We start from the raw sequence: 21666 nt of genomic DNA, 5'->3' as shown, positions 1-21666 counted from the left end.
GAGAGGCTATTCTTCTTTCTTCTCTTCTTGAACAATATTTTTGAAAACGTATATTAGGAGTTCAATTGTTTCTTTAATAACCACTGAAGTGCTATAGGAGGAAGAAGGTTGATCTTCTAAATCTTTTTCAGGAGGGAAAGGAGGTCATTCAGCATTTTTCAATGAAAAATCTAGTGCTTTTGTAATTCTGCTTCTGGTAGCAATTTTTTTATCTCAATCAATCTGTTTTATGTACTTATCCCCTATTTGCCTTATTTCTTCAGATAGATTTCTCATTTTCTCATCTTGGAAGTTGAAAGCATATTTATCTCTTACATGAACCAAGACTTTACTGTAAATCAAATCAGACAGCTTTCTTTCTTTTTTCTCCTCTTCTCCCTCTTCTAGTAGTGTTTGAGCCTCTTGTATTATTTGTTGAATTTCTTGTTTTATTTGTTCATATTTAGTCTGTTCATCTCAAGAAGAGTTAATTCTGCTAACTAAATCCTTTAGCTTTTCTGAGAAGATTTGACCCTTTTCTCCTTTGTCATTCAATTGTTCAGTAAGATTATTAATTTTTTCATACATCTTTGCCCGATCTTCTAGTGATTCTGGAGATATTGAGAAATAAGATCCCATATCAATCGGATCTCTTGAATAGTTAAAAGACATATCTAATATTTCGTCACCTTCATCTCTAATCTCACCATGAACATCAAAGGCATGTTTCATTAAGGCATCAATCCTCTCCCCTTGAATCTTTTCTGCCCGTGTTGGAGTCTTTCATTCTCTCTTGATTGCCTCAAATAACATAACTGCATTTTTGCATTCATCTTCTAAGTTTTCATAAGACTTACATTGCTGGTAAGTAATGTGTAGCTTCTTCAGTTTGTTCAATATCTCTACTCTCCATTGTTCAGTTTGTTTGTTAATTCATTCTGCAATCTTTCGAACAAATACCATCTTTTCAACCTCACTACCCCAAAAGAATTGCTTAACTCCCTCACCCCATTCTTCATTGACAGAAAATAGTGAATCCACCTCTCCGATTTGCATCTTTAATCGCTCTGCAAGTTCATCAATTTCCACCGGTCTACTCATTTCACCCATCTCTTCTAGAGCCTTAAATGCCTCTATTCATCTTTTCTTTAGCGGTAAATAGCAAATAACCATTCCAACTCTCTTTCCCAGGAAACTTCTATTAACTCTCGAAATAGCTTGAATTAATTCATGACCCTTAACATATCTATCCAAATACATCAAATCTAAAGAAGGAACATCAAAACCAGTTAGTCACATTCTGCAGACTATTGCGATCTTGAAACTAGACTTTTCCTTCTTAAATTCATTAGCTAACTTATTATGTCTTCCGGAATCCCCAGCCACTTCTTTCAGCTCTTCTCGATCTTCTGGGGTGACAGAGATAACTAGATTCACCATAGACCTTTCTGGAAATAAAGGATCTTCATTTGCAAATCAAGTAGGTCTTTTCTCTTTAATTGTTTGATAGATGATGAATGCAGCTTCTTTGTTATCCGCAACTATCATCGCTTTTTCTCGCACAGTTTGCCTCAGACTCACTCTCCTCTCATAGTCTTCGATGATATTCTCCGTAACAGCTCTTAATCTCTTAGGAGAAGAAAGTGCCTTCCTTCTTCTAGTTCTGCTTTCTTGATCCTCTTCAATCTTTTCTTTGTTAGTCCCTTCACTCTCCATTTCTCTATAGATACTGTTAATTTCTCTTGCAATTCTCTCATCAAGCCTTAACTTAGTCTCTTTGGAGTTTGTGAGTATTTGGACAGTGAAACCATCATATTTAGACTGCTCCATACTGTACACATCCACTATTGACCCAAACACCTCTAAGGTCTTATCTCTGGGAGTTGCAGTAAATCCCACATAAGTTGCATTAGGTAAAGAATCACGCAACACTTGAGCTAAGTGTTTACAGTGTCGCAACCCTTCCCCTTCAAAAGTTCTCTTATAATGGCCACTTAAACTATCTTGTGTTCTGTGAGCTTCATCAGAGATGCACACAAAATTTCACTTTTCAGTTAGTACTTCATCAATACTTAAAAACTTTTGAATATTAGTTAGATAAATTCCACCAGGTGTAGCATTAGCAAGAGTTCTTTTCAGGTGTTCTTTGCTCTTTTCTATCCCAACAACTTCTTCACATTGCAAATATTCTTTGTGGTCATAGAACAACTTTCTCAGTTGGTAATTGAGTTCCCTTCTATCAGTAATTAGTAATATTGTTGGTCTATTTAATTTGTTTGATTTGAGAAGTAATCTTGAGAGGAATAACATGGTGTAACTCTTGCCACAACCTGTAGCTCCAAAGTAGATTCCACCTTTTCCCGTTCCTTGAGTATCTTTCTTGCAGTTATTCTCAATACTTTCCAATAACTTGGTTGCTCCAAAATATTGTGGATATCTGCAGACAATCTTTTTCTTGGGATCAGTATCTGAAAAGCAAATGAAGTTCTCGAGAATTTCAACTATTCTTGATTTATTGAATAATCCTCTAATAGTTACAATGAGTATGTTTTTATTGATTGGTTTGTCTTCTTTAAATACTCTTTTTCATTCCTTGTAGTCGCCATATTCCCCCCAAGAAACACCATATTTAACTCCTTCTAAACCATTGCATATAACGCAAAAAGCGTTATATCTAAAGAGTTCTGGTATTGCTTTCTCGTTATATCTAATTAATTGTTCAGTTCCGAGGAGAGTATCTTTTTCGAATAGATCTTTCTTTGGGTCTTTAAATTCTCACACAAATAGAGGTATTCCATTGATATAAATAACTAAATCGAGCTTGACTTCCACTCTACTTTGAAATTCATAGTCAGTTTGTGTGGCTTTGAAACTAATTCCATCTACTACCTTAAAAATGTTGTTTTCGGGATTCTTGAAATCTAATAAGTTAATAGAATAATTCTTTTTGTCCGCAAATCTTCTGTAGATAAAGCCTTCTCTTAATGCTTTTAGGAAGAACTTATTAAATGAATGAAATGTTTTATTTTCATTTTTTAGTTGTTCAAGAATTTCCCTTGCATCTTGCCTCTCTAGATAGGGATGCTTTTGACTTAAAAATTGATAGAAATCATTTAATAAAAAGACTCCAAAGAGTTAACTTTGTAAGTTTTTACCTTCGGAATGTATATATTCTTCACCACTTTCACCCGTAAAAAGAGATATTACAAATTCAATTAACTCTTGTTTAGTGGACGGTGAAGATATTTCAGCCATTAATTTTTTTCCTTACGCGTATACGCGCTTAAGGAAATTTTCAAAAAATAAACACCAATCTCACCCATTAAATCAAAAAAGTTAGTGATTTAGACAAAAAACAAAAAATCTCAAACAAGACGAAGAAGAGAAAAAATAAAAATTACATAAGCTAGAAAGCCCTTAATTTAAATGATAAAAAGCCAGATTTCCCCCTAGATAGTGGTTATTATTTAAAGGGTTTTTGCGCAGAAATTATTTTTAAAATAGGGAAATAAGTTTCAGACTTACTAAATCCCAGCAATGTCGCTTCCTCTAGATCTTTTAGGAAAAGCAATTGTTGCACTTGTTGCTAGCGCAGGAGTTGCCATTCCAGTTTCACATGCACTAAAAAGCACTTCAGTAGAAAGAGTTAAGTTAGAAAGTGAAGACGATTTAAAGAAGTCTTGTTTAATAGTTCTGCAGGGAGAAGAGCGAGGGGATTCAGATAACAAAGATAAAAAACTAATAGTTTGTCAAAGGGACAAAAATCCTTGAACTACAGAGTTCTTCTTCTATGACAGCTCAAAAGACTTTAGTACTTCTGAATTGAAGATAGTTAACCATATAGAAATTGATTCAGGGAGTACAGAAGCTGTTTTAGTTTTCGAGGGAAATGCTGAAACTAGTCAAAAAGAAACAATAGAAAACCTTCCCCCGAGAACTTGAACTTCTTTGAGAGGTATAAATCTAAAAGAAAAAACTACAGTAGATATGAAGGGTAAAAAAATGCAATTTGAAGATAATGGACAAGTAACTCATTGTGATTTAAAAGAATTCAGTCAATAGATACTAGTTTCACTTTAGTAAATATCTTTCTGTAAATATTGTTTTTAGCTATTAAGTTGCCAATCTCATTTTTCTTCAAATATCTTTAAATCAATCATTCTCTTTTTTCTTTCTAATAAATTAGAGAGTTTATTTATTTCTTCTTCCAGTATTTTCTGGTGAGCGAAAATTGACTCACAGGTTCTATTAAATTCAATTATTTTTTCTACTGAATGGAGTTGAAAATTAAAAACTTTCAATTCATTTGTATTTAGTAATCTCGTCGTTGTAGCTCCAGAAATAGAAGTTATTAATTTATCTAAATGCGCTTTCAGCAGGAAATAACTATAGGGGATTCCCATTTCTTTTTTGGAAATATAGAAATAAAACTATCAATTGAAGCGGAACCATCACATCCCACTCAAAGCCTTAGCAAATACTTTTGATCTTTTCCCTCATAAACCCTTTTAGAAAGTAATAATTTATCAGCTTTACAAAATTGATAATTACAAAATTCACAACCTTCTTTAGTAGGATCACACATTCCCGCAGAAATGAATTTACTTTTTATAGTTCTGTAATTACATCTTTTTTGCTTTTCAGAAAATTTTTCAACCCCTTTTACTATCTCAAATAATTCCTGAAAGCTTTTAGTCTCTAAACTTTCTCTATCTTTTCCCAATAGTTGAAACTGTAGTTCCATTCATCTTTCTAATTCTTTATTGATGTTGGTCTTTTTTTCCAACAACTTATTCATAGTTTCAAGTTGTTTTACTATTCTTTCTTGAATCCAAAGATCTGGAAAATTGACTCCTAAATCCTTAAATTTTTCTCAAAATTTTTCTGTTTGTTTATCTTTGAAATCAGAAACAGAAAGCCTAGAAAGAAAAGAAGGGCTTGTAAAAGCTAGTTTTAAAAAGTCTTCATTAGCTAGTTTTGCATTAGCTCTAAACACATAATTTTTCTTAGAAATAAGGGCTGGACCTCTTTCTCGATATAAGTAGATGGGGGCTTGCTTGTCACCTAGTGCTTTCAGATTTCCATAGTTACAGATAAAATCACCATCTTCAACTAATAGATATTTACTTAATAATTGCTCTTTCGGTATTTCTATAGACAAAAAGTTAATTACATTTTGCGGGCCTAACTCAATCACAGGCAAAGATAGATGATCAATAGTTACTCTTCGACAAGAATGATCAATATATTTCCATAAGAAAGAAAGATTATTCATAGATTCTCAGAAAAGCTTTGTAAGTTGTTTCTTAAGTAACTGATACTTCCGTTAATTCTTTTTCTTTCTCTTCAACTAACTCCTTAAACTTTTCTTCTCATCTTTTTTCACACTCAAATAGCTGAATTAATCTCTTTTCAATCTTTTTTGACTCATTTTTTAATCATTCAATTTGTTGAAGATTTTTAATACTATCCCCTTCAGTTACAGAATATGCAACGGGAGAGAGGGAATAGCTTGTGTGTTTCTTAATTCTTTCGCAATCTATGATTTGGCAAAATTCATTTTCAATAAAACCCTCTTTTCTTCAGGAATTGAAGATGTTAATAATTTGTTCCACTATTTCATCTGTTACATTTTTTTCATTGCTGAAGTCTATATATAAAATTTGCTCCTCTCTAGATCGATAAGTTATTCTTTCATTGCCTCTTAGAAGTACCTTTTCTTGCTTATCTTTATTTATTACTACGATAGCTATGTAAGATACATCTTCGTAAATACTTCTTTTAGGAAGTAAAATTATTGCCTCTATTCAGTCTTTTTCTACAAGTTCCTTTCTAAATCTTTTAGCGTCTAAGTTATCTAATTCTTTTTCAGGAAGTAAGAAAGTTGCTATTCCTTCTTCTGAGAGCTTATCGATAATGTGAGCAACTCAAGCTCAATTTCCATCTCTTTCTTCAGAAATAACTCCAAATATTTTTTGTCAACCAACTCCCTCACCTGAATCTCCATAATTTTTTCATTTCTTTTGATTTATAGGAAAGTTAGTTATTATACAGTCCATCTGCTTATCTTTTCAGCAATCATGTGAAAAAGTGCTTACTGAATCTCCTAACTTAAATTCGCAACCATTAATTGCTTGATTGATTCTCGCGAATTGATTCATTTCTTCTGATAGCTCTTGACCATAAAAAAAGACATTATCCAAAGTGGATTTTTTCTTTCTAACATGTTTAGTTGCCTCCACCAATAACCCAGCAGTTCCACAACAAGGGTCATAAATATTACCTTCATAGGGATCTGCCAAAGCCACTAATAATTTCGCAATAACAATTGGAGTGTGGAGTTTATTTTTCTCCAATCTACTCTCCGATTCACTTCTTGCCTTTGCACAAAGATTTAAGAAATCTTGAAAGAATACTAAAAATTCACTCTTTTCCATTTCCTCATATGTTTTTGAAATTTCCTCCATAACAGCCTTTAAATTTTTGGTTTCAAAATTTGAATTTGTGAAGTAATCAGCCTTTAAAACCCCTTTAACATGTTTATTATTTCGCTCTAAGGTATGAAAGGCTTGGTCTAGCAAAAAAGCTAAATTTTCGTTTAACAAAGAAAGATTAATTATTTCAGATCATCGAGCCTCTTTTTCCAAAAAACATTGAGCATTGTCGGAATAAAAGTCTTTATCATCTGCAAAAATCTCACCATACTCTTCTATAACTTTCTGCCTTTCTCTTGCAAATTCACTATTTAGATGCTTCAAGAGAAAAAGACTATTAACTATTACATCGAATGTATGAATAGGTACTCCTTCCATTAATCGTCTTAATTTTTTAAACCGCTCTTCTACTCTTTGATGAGACATATTGCCTAATAAGAATCTTTTTTAGTTTCTGACAGATTGACAAAGTAGGCAAATCATTCCTGCACTGTATCGTCTAGCATTTCTTTGGATCATCCTTCTTTGTGTAGAAACAATTTCATTTCTTTTCTCATTTTTCTACCAGTTTCAACTTTCATATCTGCACTTATAAGTCCTTCATAGGCATCTCTAATTTCTTTAATACCTTGCGCCAAATGAGTTATTTTTTCTTCTGGAGGTAAGGATTCCTCCACCTTCTCTACATTCTTTTTTAGGATTTGAGAAATTACATTTAAGATTGCTCTATTTTCCTCCATGGCTTTCATTTCTTCTGAATATTCTTCTTTCGCGGCCCTTTGTACTTGCGCAAGCTCTTTTAGCAATTCATCTGCCTTCTCCCCTTGTTCATGTGCAGAATTAAGACGATATATCAAATCTTCTATTTTCTCCTTAAAGGAAATTGCTTTGCCAGTTCCAATATCTTGAAGATTTTGGATAAAGCCATCCATTTCACTTAAGTATTTGTCAATGTTTTTTCTGGAGGAGAATCAAGTTGTCTCATTTGAATCTTCTATTATCTGTGATTGCGCAGCATTTGCATATAACTCCATCGAATAGTCATATCCAACACTTTCTTGTTCCTCTAAAACTCTGAAAACCCTTGGCTCCAATTCATTTAATTTGTTGATATATCCCTTTTGCGCTTGAGAAGGCTCTATTCAAGTCATTCACAATGTAGCCCAAAATACAAATTTGTCTTTCTCTCCTTCTTCAAAAGAAATGGCATATGCACATTTTTTGTAATTTATGATCAATTCTTTTCCAAGAAAGTAAAACTTTTCTTTAAATTCCTTGTCTTGTTGGATGATTCAAGCAACAATCCCCTTTATTATTTGTTCATCTGCAACAGGAATTTCGCCTTTCAAATCTTTTCCTTCAAGAAGAAACAATTCATTTAATTTTTCTATGACTTTTCTGACAAATTCCGCATTTTCATCATTTGAATCATTTACACCACCAGAGTCTCCAAGCTCTTTTAAGGCATTCAAAGCCTCTCTTAGATGTTTTTGCAGGGAAACATAGAAGACCACCAGAGCTCTAGATTTCTTTGGATAATCTCTATTAACTCTTGAAATTGCTTGTACCAGCAAAGCATGGTCTTCAATGTAGCGATCGAGAAACATAGTGTCTAGAGATGGAACATCAACTCCTGTCAATCACATTTCACAGACAATCGCAATTTTGAAACTAGACTTATCTTCCTTAAATTTGGTTAATAAATTTGACTTTGTTTTGTCATCTCACAACAACTCTTTAATTTCTTCGCTGTCTGTCTCGCTTGAAGAAACTATGACATTAACCATAGATTTTTCCGGAACTTCCCTATCATCTTTCTCAAATCATTGAGGTCTTAACTCCTTCAGAATCCGATAATACTTACATGCAGCTCACTTGTTTTGGGCAACAATCATTGCTTTCCCCTCAACTGTTCTGCCCTCTTCAATTCTTTTCTCATATCTTTCGACAATATTCTTGGCAACTATACGAAGTCTTGCGGGATCCACATAAGCTCTTCTGGCAGTAGCTCTTTTTCGGGCTTCAGCGCGAACTACCGCCTCCGGAATTCCATCTCGCAACATCTCTTGCATTACTGACTCCATTTCAAACGCAACTTCCTCATTCATTCCAAATTCTGGCGTCTTAACTCACGTTGTATCTATTTCTACAGTGAATCCATCATCAATTGATTGACGCATTCCATAACTATCCACAATTTCACCAAATACTTCTAAAGTATTAGTCTTAGGAGTCGCAGTAAATCCTATATATGTCGCGTTTGGTAAACAATCACGTAAAACTTTGGCTAATGGTTTCGAAACATCTCACTTACCATCTTCTTTCTTACCCCATTTATTACTTTCGCAATCTTGAGATCTGTGGGCTTCATCTGCGATACAAATAATATTTGCTCTTTCAGATAACGCTTCATCACCAAAATCCCTAAATTTTTGAATGGTTGTCGAATAAATTCCACCACCAGAGACACCAGAGAGGACTTTGCGTAAATTTTCTCCACTCTGTACCCTGTCAATCTCCCCATAAGACAAATAATCTTTGTGTTTTGAAAATAATTTGTGTAACTGCCTATTTAGGGATATTCTGTCTGTTATCAGAACAATTGTGGGGTTGTTTAGTAATTTGGATTTTTGCAACAATTTAGCCAAAAACAACATAGTGTAACTTTTTCCACAACCAGCAGTTCCAAAATATATCCCTCCCTTTCCATCCCCCTTTTCTGTTACTTTTGAGTGTTCCTCAATACTTTTTAAAAGCTTTATTGAGGCAAAGAATTGAGGATATCTACAAATAATCTTTTCTCTAGAATTGGAATCTGCAAAACAAATAAAACTCTCTAAAACCTTTAAGAGTCTCTCTTGATTAAATAAGCCTCTTATAGTGGAAACTAATATGTTTTCATTTGAGGGTTGTTCTTTTTCATCAACTCTTTTTCACTCTCTATAGTCTCTATATTCACCTCAAGAGATTCCATATTTTGTTTTGTTAATTCCATTACAAATAACACAAAAGGCGTTATATCTTAAAAGCTCTGGTAAGCAACCACTCAGAGTATCTTTGATTAATGTCTCAGCTCCTTGTAATTTTTCCTGTGGATCTTTAAAGGCTCAAACAATAAATGGAATTCCATTTATGTAAACAATTAGATCTGTGTTATGAACTGCACTTAGATTAGTTGAGAAAGATAAACCACTTACAACTCTGAATATGTTAGATTCAACATTTGAAAAATCTATTAGATGAATTGAGTGTGAATTTAATTCTCCAGCTCTTTTGTAAACATAACCTTCTCTCAGTTTTTGAAAGAAATCTTTATTAAAGTCGTGAAATTTCCCTTCTTTTTTCCTTACTTTCGGGAGAATAGCATAAATATCTTGTTCTTTTAGTCAGGAGTATTTGCTAGATAAGAAATTCTCTAAGTCATCTAATAGAAAGACTTCTGTTGCATCTTTTCTGAGATTTTTTCCGTCAGTATATGAATATCCTTCTCTTCTTAAGAGTGTGATTACATGATCTATTAGTTCTTGTTTGGTTGAAAACACAGATAACTTAACTTAATTAGTATTTCTATTTTTTATGCCCCCCCCCCAAACTTGTTACTGTTCTAGTTTGAATTCTGTTACTGAATGTTTATATGTGTAGTGAGCACGATGAGTGTAATCATGTGGAACATGATAAGTGCAGGAAAGAGAGACATTAGAACTGTCTTTTGCCATAGTACAAATATTTTTTAAAAATAATGAACGCATTCAATTTAAGTTCTCTTGTCCAGATTGATTAACTATTATCTTCTTATTCCCTAATTGCTTTTCGTTATTTATAAATCACACTTCTCATTGATTACTACCTAGAGATCCTACATTTAACTTTTCAATTGGCAAGAATTGATTTTGCTCTTTTTCTTTTCAGTGTAGATAAAAACTAAGTTCTTCTCTTTGACCCTCCCCAACATCTTTACAGAAAATTAATTGACCTTTTTCTGACTCTGAAAGAAATCCTCCATAACATCCATTATTGAAATCTTCTGGGTTTTTTCGCTCTTTCTTTTGTAAAGCTGGTTGTGGATTTTGAGTGGCTGGAGTCTTTTGAGAACTTTCTCCATTAACAGTAAGTGAAACTGAAACAGCAATAGCAGCTGTTAAAACTCCTGTACCTAATACACCTAAAGAAATACCAGCAAGTATATTAGGCATGTATTCAAAAAAGTTTATTGTTTGTATACATAACTAAGTGAGAAATAGACATTTATTGGCTCTTAAAAGTAATTATTCTTTAAGAAAAACAATATGTTGTGAAAGAAGTTACTTATGGAGATAGGTGCACTGAGTGGATTGGGTGGAGGAGTAGGTGGATGGATTAACTCTTCGGGGGGGGCCATTCAAGTAGATGAGGATAAAGACTCTTTACTCTTTAATGTCAGTGACTCTTTAAAGGTAAAACAAACAGCTAGTAAAGATATAAAGAGAAACTCTTTTTTAGTTAAAGAATTAAACCGCACTCCTTTAGGTATCTATAGATGGAGAAGTGAAGGGGTTAGTGAAGATATTCTCTTTGTTGAAGGTTGAGATCGCGCAGGACAGCACAAAATAGTTACTAGTGACAAACACTCTCAAGCAGAAAGAGAGTTATGAGGAGGAAAATTAGTAACTATTGGTAATAGTTGATTTGGACCAAGAAATAATAGCTTAGAGTTAGAAAATTTAGAAAAAGCCAAGGAGCTAGCTACACAGAACAAAGATAAAAACTATTGAACTGCGATTCAAGAATCAGGAAAGTTTGTTGAACAAAAAGATCTAGATGGTCTTCAAAAATACTGAGAAGGAAGAAATAAAGAATTAGAAGAAGATATCTTCGGTCTCTATCATGGTTGAAATTGATGAGCTAATAAGTTTGGAAAGAAAGGAGATCGAATAGATCTTGAATTTGATCTCTCTCAAATCAGAACCATGCTTGATAAGACAGAAGAACAATTAAGAGATCAACCATGGAGTTATGGACAAATCTTTAAAAACCCTAAATTAGCTCTTGTTCGGATAGCAGGAGATGTTGAAGGAACAGCTTTCAATTATCTCAAGAAACACATCTGACCAAATTCAGCTTCAGTAAAAGGTCTAAAAGAGAAAAACATAATCCCAGCCATCTTAGCACTTATTCTTGGTGGAGAAACAGGTTTTGACTGTAAGTCGGGAGATGGAACCCTAAAGGGAAAATATTTCAAAGAATGTGAATGAAATACAAGACAACCAGATTGACAAGTTCAAAAAGTACTTAAGTCAACTTACCAAAATTCCAGTGGTTTTTGAGTTCCAAAACAAGGAGGTGGTCCGAGATGGGACTCAAATGAAAAATTACAAACAAGGGATAAGGACCAAGTATTAAAGATGGAAGAAGTATTGAAATCAGGTCTACTATATGAAAAATGTGAAGATGAGCATGGATTGTTAAGTTGAGCCAGATGGTCAGACACAGCTAATCCAATAAGAAGAGAAGTTTGTGATCAGATCATTAGACCTTGATTCGGAGATCTAGTTTCTGATAAAAGACTTTGCTTAATAGAAGTAAAAGATTATTCTTATCACCTAAGACTTCAAACCTATTTACAAGTCTTACAAATACCTTCTTGACTTGATAAGAATACTTTTTGAACTAAGTGTTCTAATTACAGGATTTAAGAAGTAGTTGTTATTTTAGAAGAAGAGAATTTTTCGAAATCACCTAGATTCGCACTTCCTCCAGAATCAGTCATACAATCAACTCTTTGTTTTTCATGACCACTTGTAGTCCATTTAGCAGTACATTTACCTTCTAAAGATACACTTGCAATTGTTCCTTTTCAATTTTCTTGTTTTTCTCTTAGAGTGAAAGCGGCCGTTTTTTCTCTCATTTGATTTGAAACCCCAACAAAAGTTAAGGTCGCCGCAAAATAGTAAGGTGTTTCAATTTTTTGAATTTCATCATAATACTCTCGCCCCCCTTCTTTGGTAAATAAATAAAAACTAGTTTCTTGTCCAGAACTTTCTTTTTGACAAATTAATATTGCTCTACTTTTATTACTCTCCTTAGCGATTATTGAACAATATTTTTCAAATTTTTGTGTATCTTCATAGGATATCTTTTCTCCCCTTGTTTGACCTATTATTCCGTAAGAACTTAATGTAGGGAGAGCAACTACAGAAACAACACCCCCAGCCCCCAAGATACTACCAGCAATAACTGCTATTAAGTTAGCTATTGTGGGTTAATTATCTAGCTGTTGTTTCCTTTATATCGAATAATCTCTTCCAATCTTCATAGTTATTAACTATAGAAGGATCAGAGGCAGAACCATCTTGTAAATTAACAAACTTTTTATTTACATGATCCCAAACAACACTTGTATTATTTAGGATTCTTCGAGATCTCCAATTTCAATTTTTTTCGGAAGCGAAAGTAGGAATAATTCCCTCCACATTTAAGAAAGTAACAGGATCTTTTGAACAGCTAGCAATTGCATTTCCATCAGTACCAGTTTCAAAGCTTCTTATTCATCTACTAAATTTCCATCAAGTATGTCAATTTTGATATCAGAAACCATCTAGATTTTTACAGTTCTTATTGTTAACACTTTCTTTTTTTATGGTTTCTTGTATTTCTGATGCTTTTGCATTCTTTTTAGCAATAGTGAAGTACCCAGCATAATTGGAATAAACACCATAATCTTCACTTAGTAATCTAAAGATTTGTAATTTAGGTTCTCATTCCAAAATCACAAAATAACTACTATTTCATCTAGCGATAATCTTTACTGACTTATCTTTCGCTCCATTTTTAAATAGTGGAGAGATAGTTTCCAATCATTGCTGTAGATCGGAGGAGGAAAGGGGTAATTTCGGTTTTACTTCTTGTTCTGGGGTTTTAGGAGTTTTTGTCTTTTCTGAAGTAGATGGCGGTTGAGCTATTTGAGTTTGCAGAGTCATTGCAGTTGATCTACTAGTCGCTGAAGGGTTTGTAACGGAATTATTGGGCTTCACGCTAGAGCTAGAAGTATCTTGGAAATTTACCCTTAAACCGCTAGATGATACTGCAGAACCACCTTTATTGTTTCCAGAATCTTTACTCGGAAGAACAAAAACAGAAAGAGGGGATAGTGAGGCAAAACCAACAAAAGCAGAAAGTAAATAAGCCTTAAACATATTAAAAAATTGAAAACTCGCTAATTATATGATCTTTTATTCTTATTTAAACATTTTGTTCTTAAAAGATGTGAAATATTTATAAAGAAAATCTTCAATTGGGGGGTTAGTGGCGGATCAAAAACTTAATCAGATGATTGGTTCATTTCTTTGAGTAATAATGATCTTTTGGTACGCTTCCCGAAAGTAACTTGTTTGCTTTCAAAACTTACACTACATTTTTCTTTCAAATTCATTTTCTCATTTAAGACCTCAACTCACTCCCTTTGATATAAATTAACAATTTCTGTATCGTCAGATCCAGAAGTTGAAAAGGTAAGAATAAGTTGTATAGAAATCCCTTTATCTTGAATTTGTGCAAGACTAATTTCTTTTGGTAATTCTTGAGAGCCCCCTTTAGGTTTCTTTCAAAGATAAAAACTTGCTTTCGTTTCAGTACTTGAAGAGCGGGAACAAGCTAACACTCTTCTGTTACTGCGACCATCATCTTCTTCGCCATAATTGTCAGTTGGGCTGTTCCCTTCCATTACCACTAAACAGTTATCAAAGTCTTCAATTCGATCAAACTTATATTTTTCTTCCACTTTCGTTTCCGCACTTTTCCCCCTCCCACCAGAAAGAACATAAGCTGTAGGGGCAATAATAGAAACACCACCTAAAGTGGCAAGAGCCACTTTGGCAATGCTAGTAACTAAAAAAGACATTAAATAGTTTTTATCTTACAGTAATCCTAAGCAACAAATCTCCTTTCCCCCTTCCTCACCTTCTAATTCCTCTTCGTGGCAAACCTCTTCTAAATCAATAGCTTTCTTCGTACTTGTTCTAACCATCTCTCTAATAATCAAAGAGGTGGAAACAAGTAATCCACTAACAATTATTCCTCCTACTATCTTTACTACTGGAATAGAGAAAGCCATAAATAGTAAGAAATTTAGCTGATTTTAAGGTGAAAATAAGTTAATTAAATATCCTTTATCAATGAGTTTCTTTCTTGATCATTGAAAAAGTCTTTCTATTTTAGGAGTCGTTGCTCTTCCAGTATTAGGAGTATTTACACCTACAAAGAGAACTAAACCTTTTGGTTATCACACTGTAGGAAATCTATTTATTAAGACTAGTGAAGGAAATCAAGGAACTAATACAACTCCCTCCTTAGTTACAGAATTCCCTCTCCTTTCACTAGATAAAACCAGTTATTGAAAATATTGTTTGCCTAAGGGTTCTAAGTTGAATAGTCCTGAAACCCCAACCAAAGTTAATTCTGAACAAAATTGTGAATTAACTTGATGAGGATCTCAAACACATAAATCAGAAGAACAAGAAAGAATCTCTTTTCTTCTGAACTTAATGAATAAGTTCTTAAAGCTACAACATCAAATGAACTTAATATTTCTATTTCATTCAGAAAGTATTAATAGACAAGAAGTAAACACAGAAGGAGATGGAGGTTGACTCTCAAATATAAAAAACACTTGTCAAATCTCTAAAGATTCTTACAACTCCTTAAAGCATTTTTTTGTCTCTTCTACTCCTATATCTAAGAATTGCTTGATCTCTCCAGTTAAGGTAGAGCTAACCCTTACTTTAGGTAATGGAACACAACAAGCCTCAGACACTCAGACCTCAACAACTTATTCCCTAGATCAATTAAAGAAAGGAACTGTTACTGGATCAATTCACTATAGCTTGTCAGATTATTGAGGGAATTTACACAAGCTCTCTGAAGAAAAAGAAGCAGAATTCTCTTTTAAGTTTCAAAAACCTTTTGAGTTCAAGTTAGAAAGCTCAACAGGACAAGAAAACTTAAATTTCGATACTCTTTACAACCAATATCAAAAAAGAGAACTAAAGCTAGAAGACTTTTGTAAAAGAAAGTAACTATCCTACCAATAACTTAATAGATATTGGTAGATAGATACCTTTTATCTTCACATAAGACTTAAAGATAGAGAATAGGTAAATAGCTCCTAGAATAGCAAACACTCCTGCCATTAATCCATTACTTGTTATTAATGGAAGTAAGATAGATTGGCTATTAAACAATATATCTACATACTTACCTAGTACACCAGGTAGTATCAAAGAACCTATGAATGAAGAGAATACAAACAAGAATAGTAAGTAAACAATTATTGGCATACTATTCTCTTTGGTTCCAAAACCTAATAGTTTCATAGTTACAAAGACATTCTCTAGATCTTTGATTAACAGATAAACAATTGTTATCAAGCTCATTAGTAATAGTGGGAAGAAAACAAAGATAACTAAGTAAGAAACATTATCTGTTAAGTTACTTAGGTTATTGAATACTACATCCCCTACTATTCCATGATTCATTAATCCTTTAAGAGCTGTACCAATTGGATTTGGATATTCACTAAATGTTTGAGATACTCTAGAGATTATCTTTTGTACCTCCCCTTCTATTTCCCCCTCTCTTTGTGATCTGGATTTAGTTGTTGCTTGGGAACCACTAGAACTTGAGCTTGAACCTGAAGAAGTCGGTGTCAAACTTTCCAAATACTTAGAGTAACCAACTTCAGAGCCGGCAACTGCATCTAGGAAAATCTTGTAGTTCTTATGTTTGAAGTATTCTTCATCTGTTTTTCGCTTTAGCTCTTCATCAGATATCTTTTTATTTGCCTCTTTGAAGGGAGCACTACTTCTTAATAAATTACTAAATGCATTATTACCTACTTTTTGTTGTAGGGTAGTATAGATGCCTGAAACTGAGTAAGAAGATAGAGAAACACTTAATTGATCTGGATATCTTCCTTCTCTTTTAGGAGTGAAGATACCATTAAATCCTTTATCTGGATTTAGTCCTAGGATAGTGTTCAGATCCTTTTGAGACATAAAGTAAGCCTCTTGATAGAAGGAATCAAATATTCCTACTACTTTTAGGGTATGGGGTTTGATTTTTGTGTTTTTTCATGCTTGTTCTCCTCCTTCACTTTCTAAGTTACAGAAATCTGGATTCTTTGAATTAGTTGTTGTTACTTGTGGCTTTCCTTTTTCTGGTTTAGGTTGTAGTTGACAGGTATATCTAGTGAAGTGGTTCTTAGGGGTGAAGGAGATAGTATCTCCTTCTTTTAAGTTGTGTTTTCTAGCAGCAAATTTGTTAATAATGATCGGGAATGGACTAGTTGATTCTCCAGTAGAAACTTGTTGGCCCATTGAACCTTCATACAACTTGCCATTAATTAGTTGATCATTTGAATACAACTTGTAGAAAGATCCTCTAGCATCCTCTTTTAGACCAACAATTCTGGTATCAGGGGCAAGAATATCATTTTTTGTACTTTGAAGTTCCCCATTTGCTCATGTGTAGGTTTGATCTCCTTGAGGAGTCTTGGAAGGATCGAATGTCTTTCCATTCTCTTTCTTCATAGTAGAGGAGTAGTATTCAGGACTTTCATTTTGTCCTCCCTTTTTAGTAAAGCTTGGATCAGAAGAGTGAACTATATTACCAAAGGTGTATTTGATTGGTAAGGTGTACTCTTGATTCTTTTTCTTTTCTGAAATTGCTTTTTCTCTTAATTTAGAGAAATCTTCAACTGCAGTAATTATCAGATAAAGGAATTCAGGATTGTAGACAACAAAAAGATCTTTGTCTACATCTGGAGCGTCATTAAAGAAGACTATTTTCTTTACATCTAGGTGATATAAACCATTTTCAAAAGGTTTATTGTCGTTGTTGCCGTTAGAGAGAGTATTACCTACGGCACCATTATTGCAATTACCTGTTTTTTTGTCTTCAATTTTCTTTAGACCTTGAGTAGGTTGCAGACATACACTAGTTCATCCATCCTTTTTCTTATTTGACTCTTGTCATTCTCTACCTATTTGTTCTCCCTTAAAGTATCAGCTTTTCTTTCCTTGGTATGTATCTCCTTGTCTTGCTAGTAATTTGCTTGCATCTTGTGTAGTGCTTGCTCCCCCACCTATTCCTTGGCTTGTTTCATGTTTCTTCATGAATTTAGAAACAAATAAAGGACCATATTTGCTTCTAACTAGATCTTGGATGAAGTCATCATAGTTCTTTTCATCCATTTTTTGAAGCATTGGTTGAATCTTTTCAAGCTCTTTAGATTGTTGATTTCAGATGTTGTATTTTTGGAATCCAGACTCTGAAGTGAATTCAAAATCTAGATCTAGGAATATTCTTAAGAGAGTTTTGTGCTTGAAGAAGTCAATAGCTGTTTCAACAACACTTTGATCTCTAGAAGAGATAAATCAATAGTTTGGATATTGATCTAGGAGTTTTTTTAGAGTCTTATTTCCTTCATAGATCTTTTTATCTCTGATATAGTAGTCTTCTTCTGAACCACTTGAAACAGAAGATTTGTTAATCTCTCATGTTCCTTCTGAGGCTGATTCTTCACTTTTACCAACTTTCTTTAAGCAGAATAGATCATTGAATTTAGCAACTTTGGATACTTGCCCTTGACTAACTGAATCTCCTCTCGCGTGGCCATCACCACCTGACCTTACAGTTTCTAAGTCACATTCGTTCGACTCACCACCATTCAATCATCGTGGTCTCATTCCTTTATATTCTTCTCAGATTTTGTCTAGAAGATCTTTCTCTCTGTAGTTAAGAATGTAGTATTTATCTTTTTTGGAATCTTCCCCTCCAGTTCCAGCAGAAGTAAGTTTAGGAGTAGCAGAAGGTACTTTACTTCCAATCTCTTCATAAGTAGCTAAGTTATATTCACCAGCTTGTTGAGTTGGAGTTTCAAAGTCCATCTCAAATTCATGGGCTTTAACTATTTTTTCTGCCTTGCTTACCTTTGCAAACTGACCATGGTTATGTAAGAAGAAGTTAAGGAATATAAACCCTATAGCAGAAGTGATAGTCAGAATACCTGACTGTCCTAGAGTATTAAAGACTAATACTGACTTGAACTTCCATAGAGTAGATACTTTATGAATTAATCGGTAAATAAGTAAAGTTCCCTTATTTACCTTCATAGAGGCAGTAGTCTTTAGTAGTGCACTCACATTGTCTTTAAGGGTGTATTTGGAGTAGAAGTAAAAGATTGGAATCATAAAGGCTAATACCTTAAGAATGAAATACAGAGCACTAGTTGCTCCTAATGGATTCATTTGCACTGTTAGATATCAAAAGGCAGAGATTATGGAGTAGAAAGAAGTTTGCATAGCTCAAGACAATAGGAATCCCATTGTTGTTGCTAATGCAAGAGGTATTAGTGCAAATAGACAGATATTAAGTAGTACATCTACCTTTATCATTCCATTGGCAATGAAATTACCAAATAGATAAAGGTTGCTCTTTAGGTACTTCTTAATAAGAATTAGTAGAAGTATTAAGACTACTACATATACTGCAGAAGATAGAACATAAGAGACAGCTCCTACTCTAGATTGGAAAGTAGGAACATAAGAACTTCTAATGCTGTATAGTTGATTACTACCTTCTGGAGCTCCAGCTACAGTTAGGTGATAGTAGTTCTTATATTTATCTGTTAGTTTGCTGTCTATAAATTGAGTTAGCTTTTCTCTATAAGTCTTTATAGCTTCTGGGCCTTTAGAGACAATATTCTCTGGCAGTCTGACATTTATGTATTGTTCTTGGTATTTAATAGTTCCTCTTTCTTTTAGATCATTGAAGCCATAATTGTCTACATAAATTAAGGCTTCTTTGGTCTTATCTGGTTGAAGAGTTAATCAAGATTGAACTGGATAGAGTAAGTCTGGTGTTTGACCAATACCGACAATAATCATTTGTTTCTCACCAACATTAACTAAGTGTTTTTTGTTGTCTTGTATCTTTATGAAATCTTCATAGTATTTCTCTCATGTCTCTTGATAGAGTCAGAGATTATTAACTCTTTCTCTGAAATGTTTGTATTGTTCATCAGAGATAGGTTCTAGATTGTGTATTCTTGCATACTCTGGAGAGACTACAGTGAAACTAGCTGTAGGCTGATCAATATAACCAATAGTTTTGAAGTTCTTAATAGGTATTTTTAGTTGAGGTACTAAATCACCTAGAACAAGGTGTTCATAGGGAGCTGTGAAGTTAAAGATTATTCTTGAACCATTAGAACTTCAAGTTCCATTGAAGATCTCTTCTAGTCAAAGTTGAAGTCTGGTATACATGATTGGATCAAATTGTTTATTTTTGACTGACTCAATATTTCAGGTATCTCTTCAGGGATATTGGAGATAGTCAATTCACCAGTGAAGAGTTTCTCTAACACCTTCGTATTTTTGGTGTTGAGCATTCTCTGTTTGTTTTTGTTTCTCTTTTAGATCTTTGTCAGAGAAGTTAGCTCTAGAGATCATTCTCAACATAGGGACCATAGAAGGGGAATAAAAAGGTTCATCAAAGTTTTGAATGAATTCTTTTAGGAGTTGTTCTTGATTCTCTCTAGCTCTAAAGAGTGGATTTCCTTTGATGATCTTTATTGGGTTAACAATACCTCTTTCTTGTTCATCCTCATAGGCTATTACCTTGAAGGAGTGGCCATCAAAGGTATTATCTTTTCCACTACTAGATACTTGAGTTAGTCCAATATTAGATAGTTGGACTGATCTGTGAACACTGAATTTCAACATATCTTTTTCACAAGGAGATTCTTTCTTTCTTAGTAATTGGTTATCTTGGTGAGTTCTTCATTTGTTGTAGATATAGTTGTTAGTTTCTGTTGCAGAGTATCGTCTCATTTGTCTATTTGCAGCATTTTGTAGTCAGGGATTCTTACTTACTGGTTCATAGAGATCTAAGTGGGAACGAATTGCTTTTCCTGTACTTGTCTTACATGGATTGACTGTGGCTTGTTGTTCACTTTCCGAAGCTTGAGTGAGAGTAAGCGATTGTTCGAAATCACTTCTGAATGACTCAAGTATTTTTCGAACATCCATGTGCTCGGAGTTTAGAAGCATAGCTTCTATGTCTATCTTTAGCTTGCTTTTTCGACGTTCTTGGTGTTTTCTTAGATATTCAGCATTTTGAAGTTCTTCTGATTTTTTTCCTGCTAAGAGCTCTAGTTTACTTACTTTCCCTTGCCCTTGCCCTTTTTGTTTCCAGCCTCCAAAAATACCACTTTTTGGAGCTTGTGAATTATTGTCTAAAGTCGTGTTGTCACGAAACTTAATTGAACTTGTACTTTTAAAGCTAAATTGGTTTTTTCCCGAGTTTTCCGAGATTGTTACAGCTCCGCATCAACTTTTTTGTTGTGAGCTATAACAATTTTTAGTACTTAAATCATTTTTTTTCTGCCCCGACCCTTCATCTCTTTCCTGCAGGAAAGGAGTTAGAGTTTTTTCTAAATTGTCGGTCGAAAGCTCTTGACTTGCCCTTGGCACTTCATTTCCTTTTACAAAAGCAACTAGACCTTCACCACTAGAGCTTTCCGAAGGTTTTTCAAATCAGTTAGCAATATAGTCATGCATCAATTTCCCCAAGAACTCTTCATCTATAGGTTTTTCTTCTACATACTCTGCACATTCTCTTCTGTAAGTCTTGTTTTCTTTAGGTACTAAAGGTTCAGCTCCTTTGATTTCTGCATCTCAGATACCTTTGAACCTAATATGTGGTCTTACATAGTAATTGGTATATATAGATCTAAGACCAGTCATAGGTATGCAGTAGTCACCACCATAGTCTGCTTTAGTTTGTGAAACTTTACTGGCTCTCTCTACTGCTAACTTATGTTCAAAAGTAGTAAACCAACCTAAAGGGGTTATTATTCTTATCTCTTTTGGTCCATCTGGATTTACTTCTGCATCCTTTACTGTAACTTCTACAGGTACAGTAAAGCTAGCACCACCCATATATGGTTCTGGTTTTCCGGTCTTAATAAAGATGTCATTTCTGGGTAAAGCTGAATAGGGTGATAGAGACGCATCTATTATGCCTTTAATATTGTCTGTGGATATCTGAACAAAGGCAGAACAACCAGCAAAGAAAGTAATTACTGTAGTTGAGAAAAGATTACTTCTTAAATGGTTTGTTACTGTCTTGGACAGTAAAAGCATTACAAGTACTTACTTAACCCCCTACCCCATCCAAGAAAACAAAATTTCAATTATTATAATGAGGGAACCTTCCT

Annotated in this window: 13 protein-coding genes; 3 read left to right on the top strand and 10 right to left on the bottom strand. The window is 33.8% G+C overall.

Features of this window, described 5'->3' with window-relative positions:
• Positions 1 to 6: 6 nt before the first annotated feature.
• Positions 7 to 3096, bottom strand: a complete 3090-nt coding sequence (locus WEN_RS02515) for a type I restriction endonuclease subunit R (protein ID WP_274506161.1) — start codon at positions 3094 to 3096, stop codon at positions 7 to 9.
• Between the two features lie 420 nt (positions 3097 to 3516).
• Between WEN_RS02515 and WEN_RS02510 the strand changes: the two genes are divergently transcribed.
• A complete protein-coding gene (locus WEN_RS02510) occupies positions 3517 to 4041 on the top strand; it encodes a hypothetical protein (RefSeq protein ID WP_014849981.1) in 525 nt (174 codons plus the stop codon).
• Positions 4042 to 4339: 298 nt separating this feature from the next.
• Here WEN_RS02510 and WEN_RS02500 read toward each other — a convergent pair whose 3' ends face one another.
• Genes WEN_RS02500 through WEN_RS02485 form a run of 4 tightly spaced genes read right to left on the bottom strand, consistent with a single transcriptional unit; the run spans position 4340 to position 10606 of the window.
• Positions 4340 to 5254, bottom strand: coding sequence for a restriction endonuclease subunit S domain-containing protein (locus tag WEN_RS02500; RefSeq protein WP_043911387.1), 915 nt, complete (start codon positions 5252 to 5254; stop codon positions 4340 to 4342).
• A gap of 31 nt (positions 5255 to 5285) precedes the next feature.
• Positions 5286 to 6839 (bottom strand): HsdM family class I SAM-dependent methyltransferase, encoded by a 1554-nt coding sequence (locus WEN_RS02495; RefSeq protein ID WP_014849978.1) that lies wholly within the window; start codon positions 6837 to 6839, stop codon positions 5286 to 5288.
• A gap of 5 nt (positions 6840 to 6844) precedes the next feature.
• A complete protein-coding gene (locus WEN_RS02490; protein WP_014849977.1) occupies positions 6845 to 9955 on the bottom strand; it encodes a type I restriction endonuclease subunit R in 3111 nt (1036 codons plus the stop codon).
• A 54-nt stretch (positions 9956 to 10009) separates the two neighbouring features.
• Positions 10010 to 10606, bottom strand: a complete 597-nt coding sequence (locus WEN_RS02485) for a hypothetical protein (protein ID WP_014849976.1) — start codon at positions 10604 to 10606, stop codon at positions 10010 to 10012.
• Between the two features lie 93 nt (positions 10607 to 10699).
• Between WEN_RS02485 and WEN_RS02480 the strand changes: the two genes are divergently transcribed.
• The gene (locus WEN_RS02480) at positions 10700 to 12085 is read left to right on the top strand and encodes a hypothetical protein (RefSeq protein WP_014849975.1); all 1386 of its coding nucleotides are present in this window, start codon (positions 10700 to 10702) and stop codon (positions 12083 to 12085) included.
• Here WEN_RS02480 and WEN_RS02475 read toward each other — a convergent pair.
• The 4 genes from WEN_RS02475 to WEN_RS02460 all read right to left on the bottom strand — a co-directional run bounded on the left by WEN_RS02475 (position 12082) and on the right by WEN_RS02460 (position 14502).
• Positions 12082 to 12609 (bottom strand): hypothetical protein, encoded by a 528-nt coding sequence (locus WEN_RS02475; RefSeq protein ID WP_014849974.1) that lies wholly within the window; start codon positions 12607 to 12609, stop codon positions 12082 to 12084. The genes WEN_RS02480 and WEN_RS02475 overlap by 4 nt on opposite strands.
• Positions 12610 to 12655: 46 nt before the next feature.
• Positions 12656 to 13585 carry a hypothetical protein gene (locus WEN_RS02470; RefSeq protein WP_014849973.1) on the bottom strand — a complete coding sequence of 310 codons (930 nt, stop codon included), beginning with the start codon at positions 13583 to 13585 and terminating at the stop codon, positions 12656 to 12658.
• A 125-nt stretch (positions 13586 to 13710) separates the two neighbouring features.
• The gene (locus WEN_RS03755; RefSeq protein WP_014849972.1) at positions 13711 to 14289 is read right to left on the bottom strand and encodes a hypothetical protein; all 579 of its coding nucleotides are present in this window, start codon (positions 14287 to 14289) and stop codon (positions 13711 to 13713) included.
• 15 nt (positions 14290 to 14304) lie between these two features.
• On the bottom strand, positions 14305 to 14502 hold the full coding sequence (locus tag WEN_RS02460) for a hypothetical protein (RefSeq protein WP_014849971.1): 198 nt from the start codon (positions 14500 to 14502) through the stop codon (positions 14305 to 14307).
• Between the two features lie 61 nt (positions 14503 to 14563).
• On the opposite strand from WEN_RS02460, the gene WEN_RS02455 reads away from it, so the two are divergent.
• The gene (locus WEN_RS02455) at positions 14564 to 15463 is read left to right on the top strand and encodes a hypothetical protein (protein ID WP_014849970.1); all 900 of its coding nucleotides are present in this window, start codon (positions 14564 to 14566) and stop codon (positions 15461 to 15463) included.
• On the opposite strand, the gene WEN_RS02450 is transcribed toward WEN_RS02455, so the two are convergent.
• Positions 15464 to 21592 (bottom strand): ABC transporter permease, encoded by a 6129-nt coding sequence (locus WEN_RS02450; RefSeq protein ID WP_014849969.1) that lies wholly within the window; start codon positions 21590 to 21592, stop codon positions 15464 to 15466.
• Positions 21593 to 21666: the final 74 nt, after the last annotated feature.

This window comes from Mycoplasma wenyonii str. Massachusetts (assembly GCF_000277795.1).
Lineage (GTDB): Bacteria > Bacillota_I > Bacilli_A > Mycoplasmatales > Mycoplasmoidaceae > Eperythrozoon_A > Eperythrozoon_A wenyonii.
The sequence above is the reverse complement of the archived record's forward strand: the minus strand, read 5'-3'. Positions and strand labels throughout refer to the sequence as shown.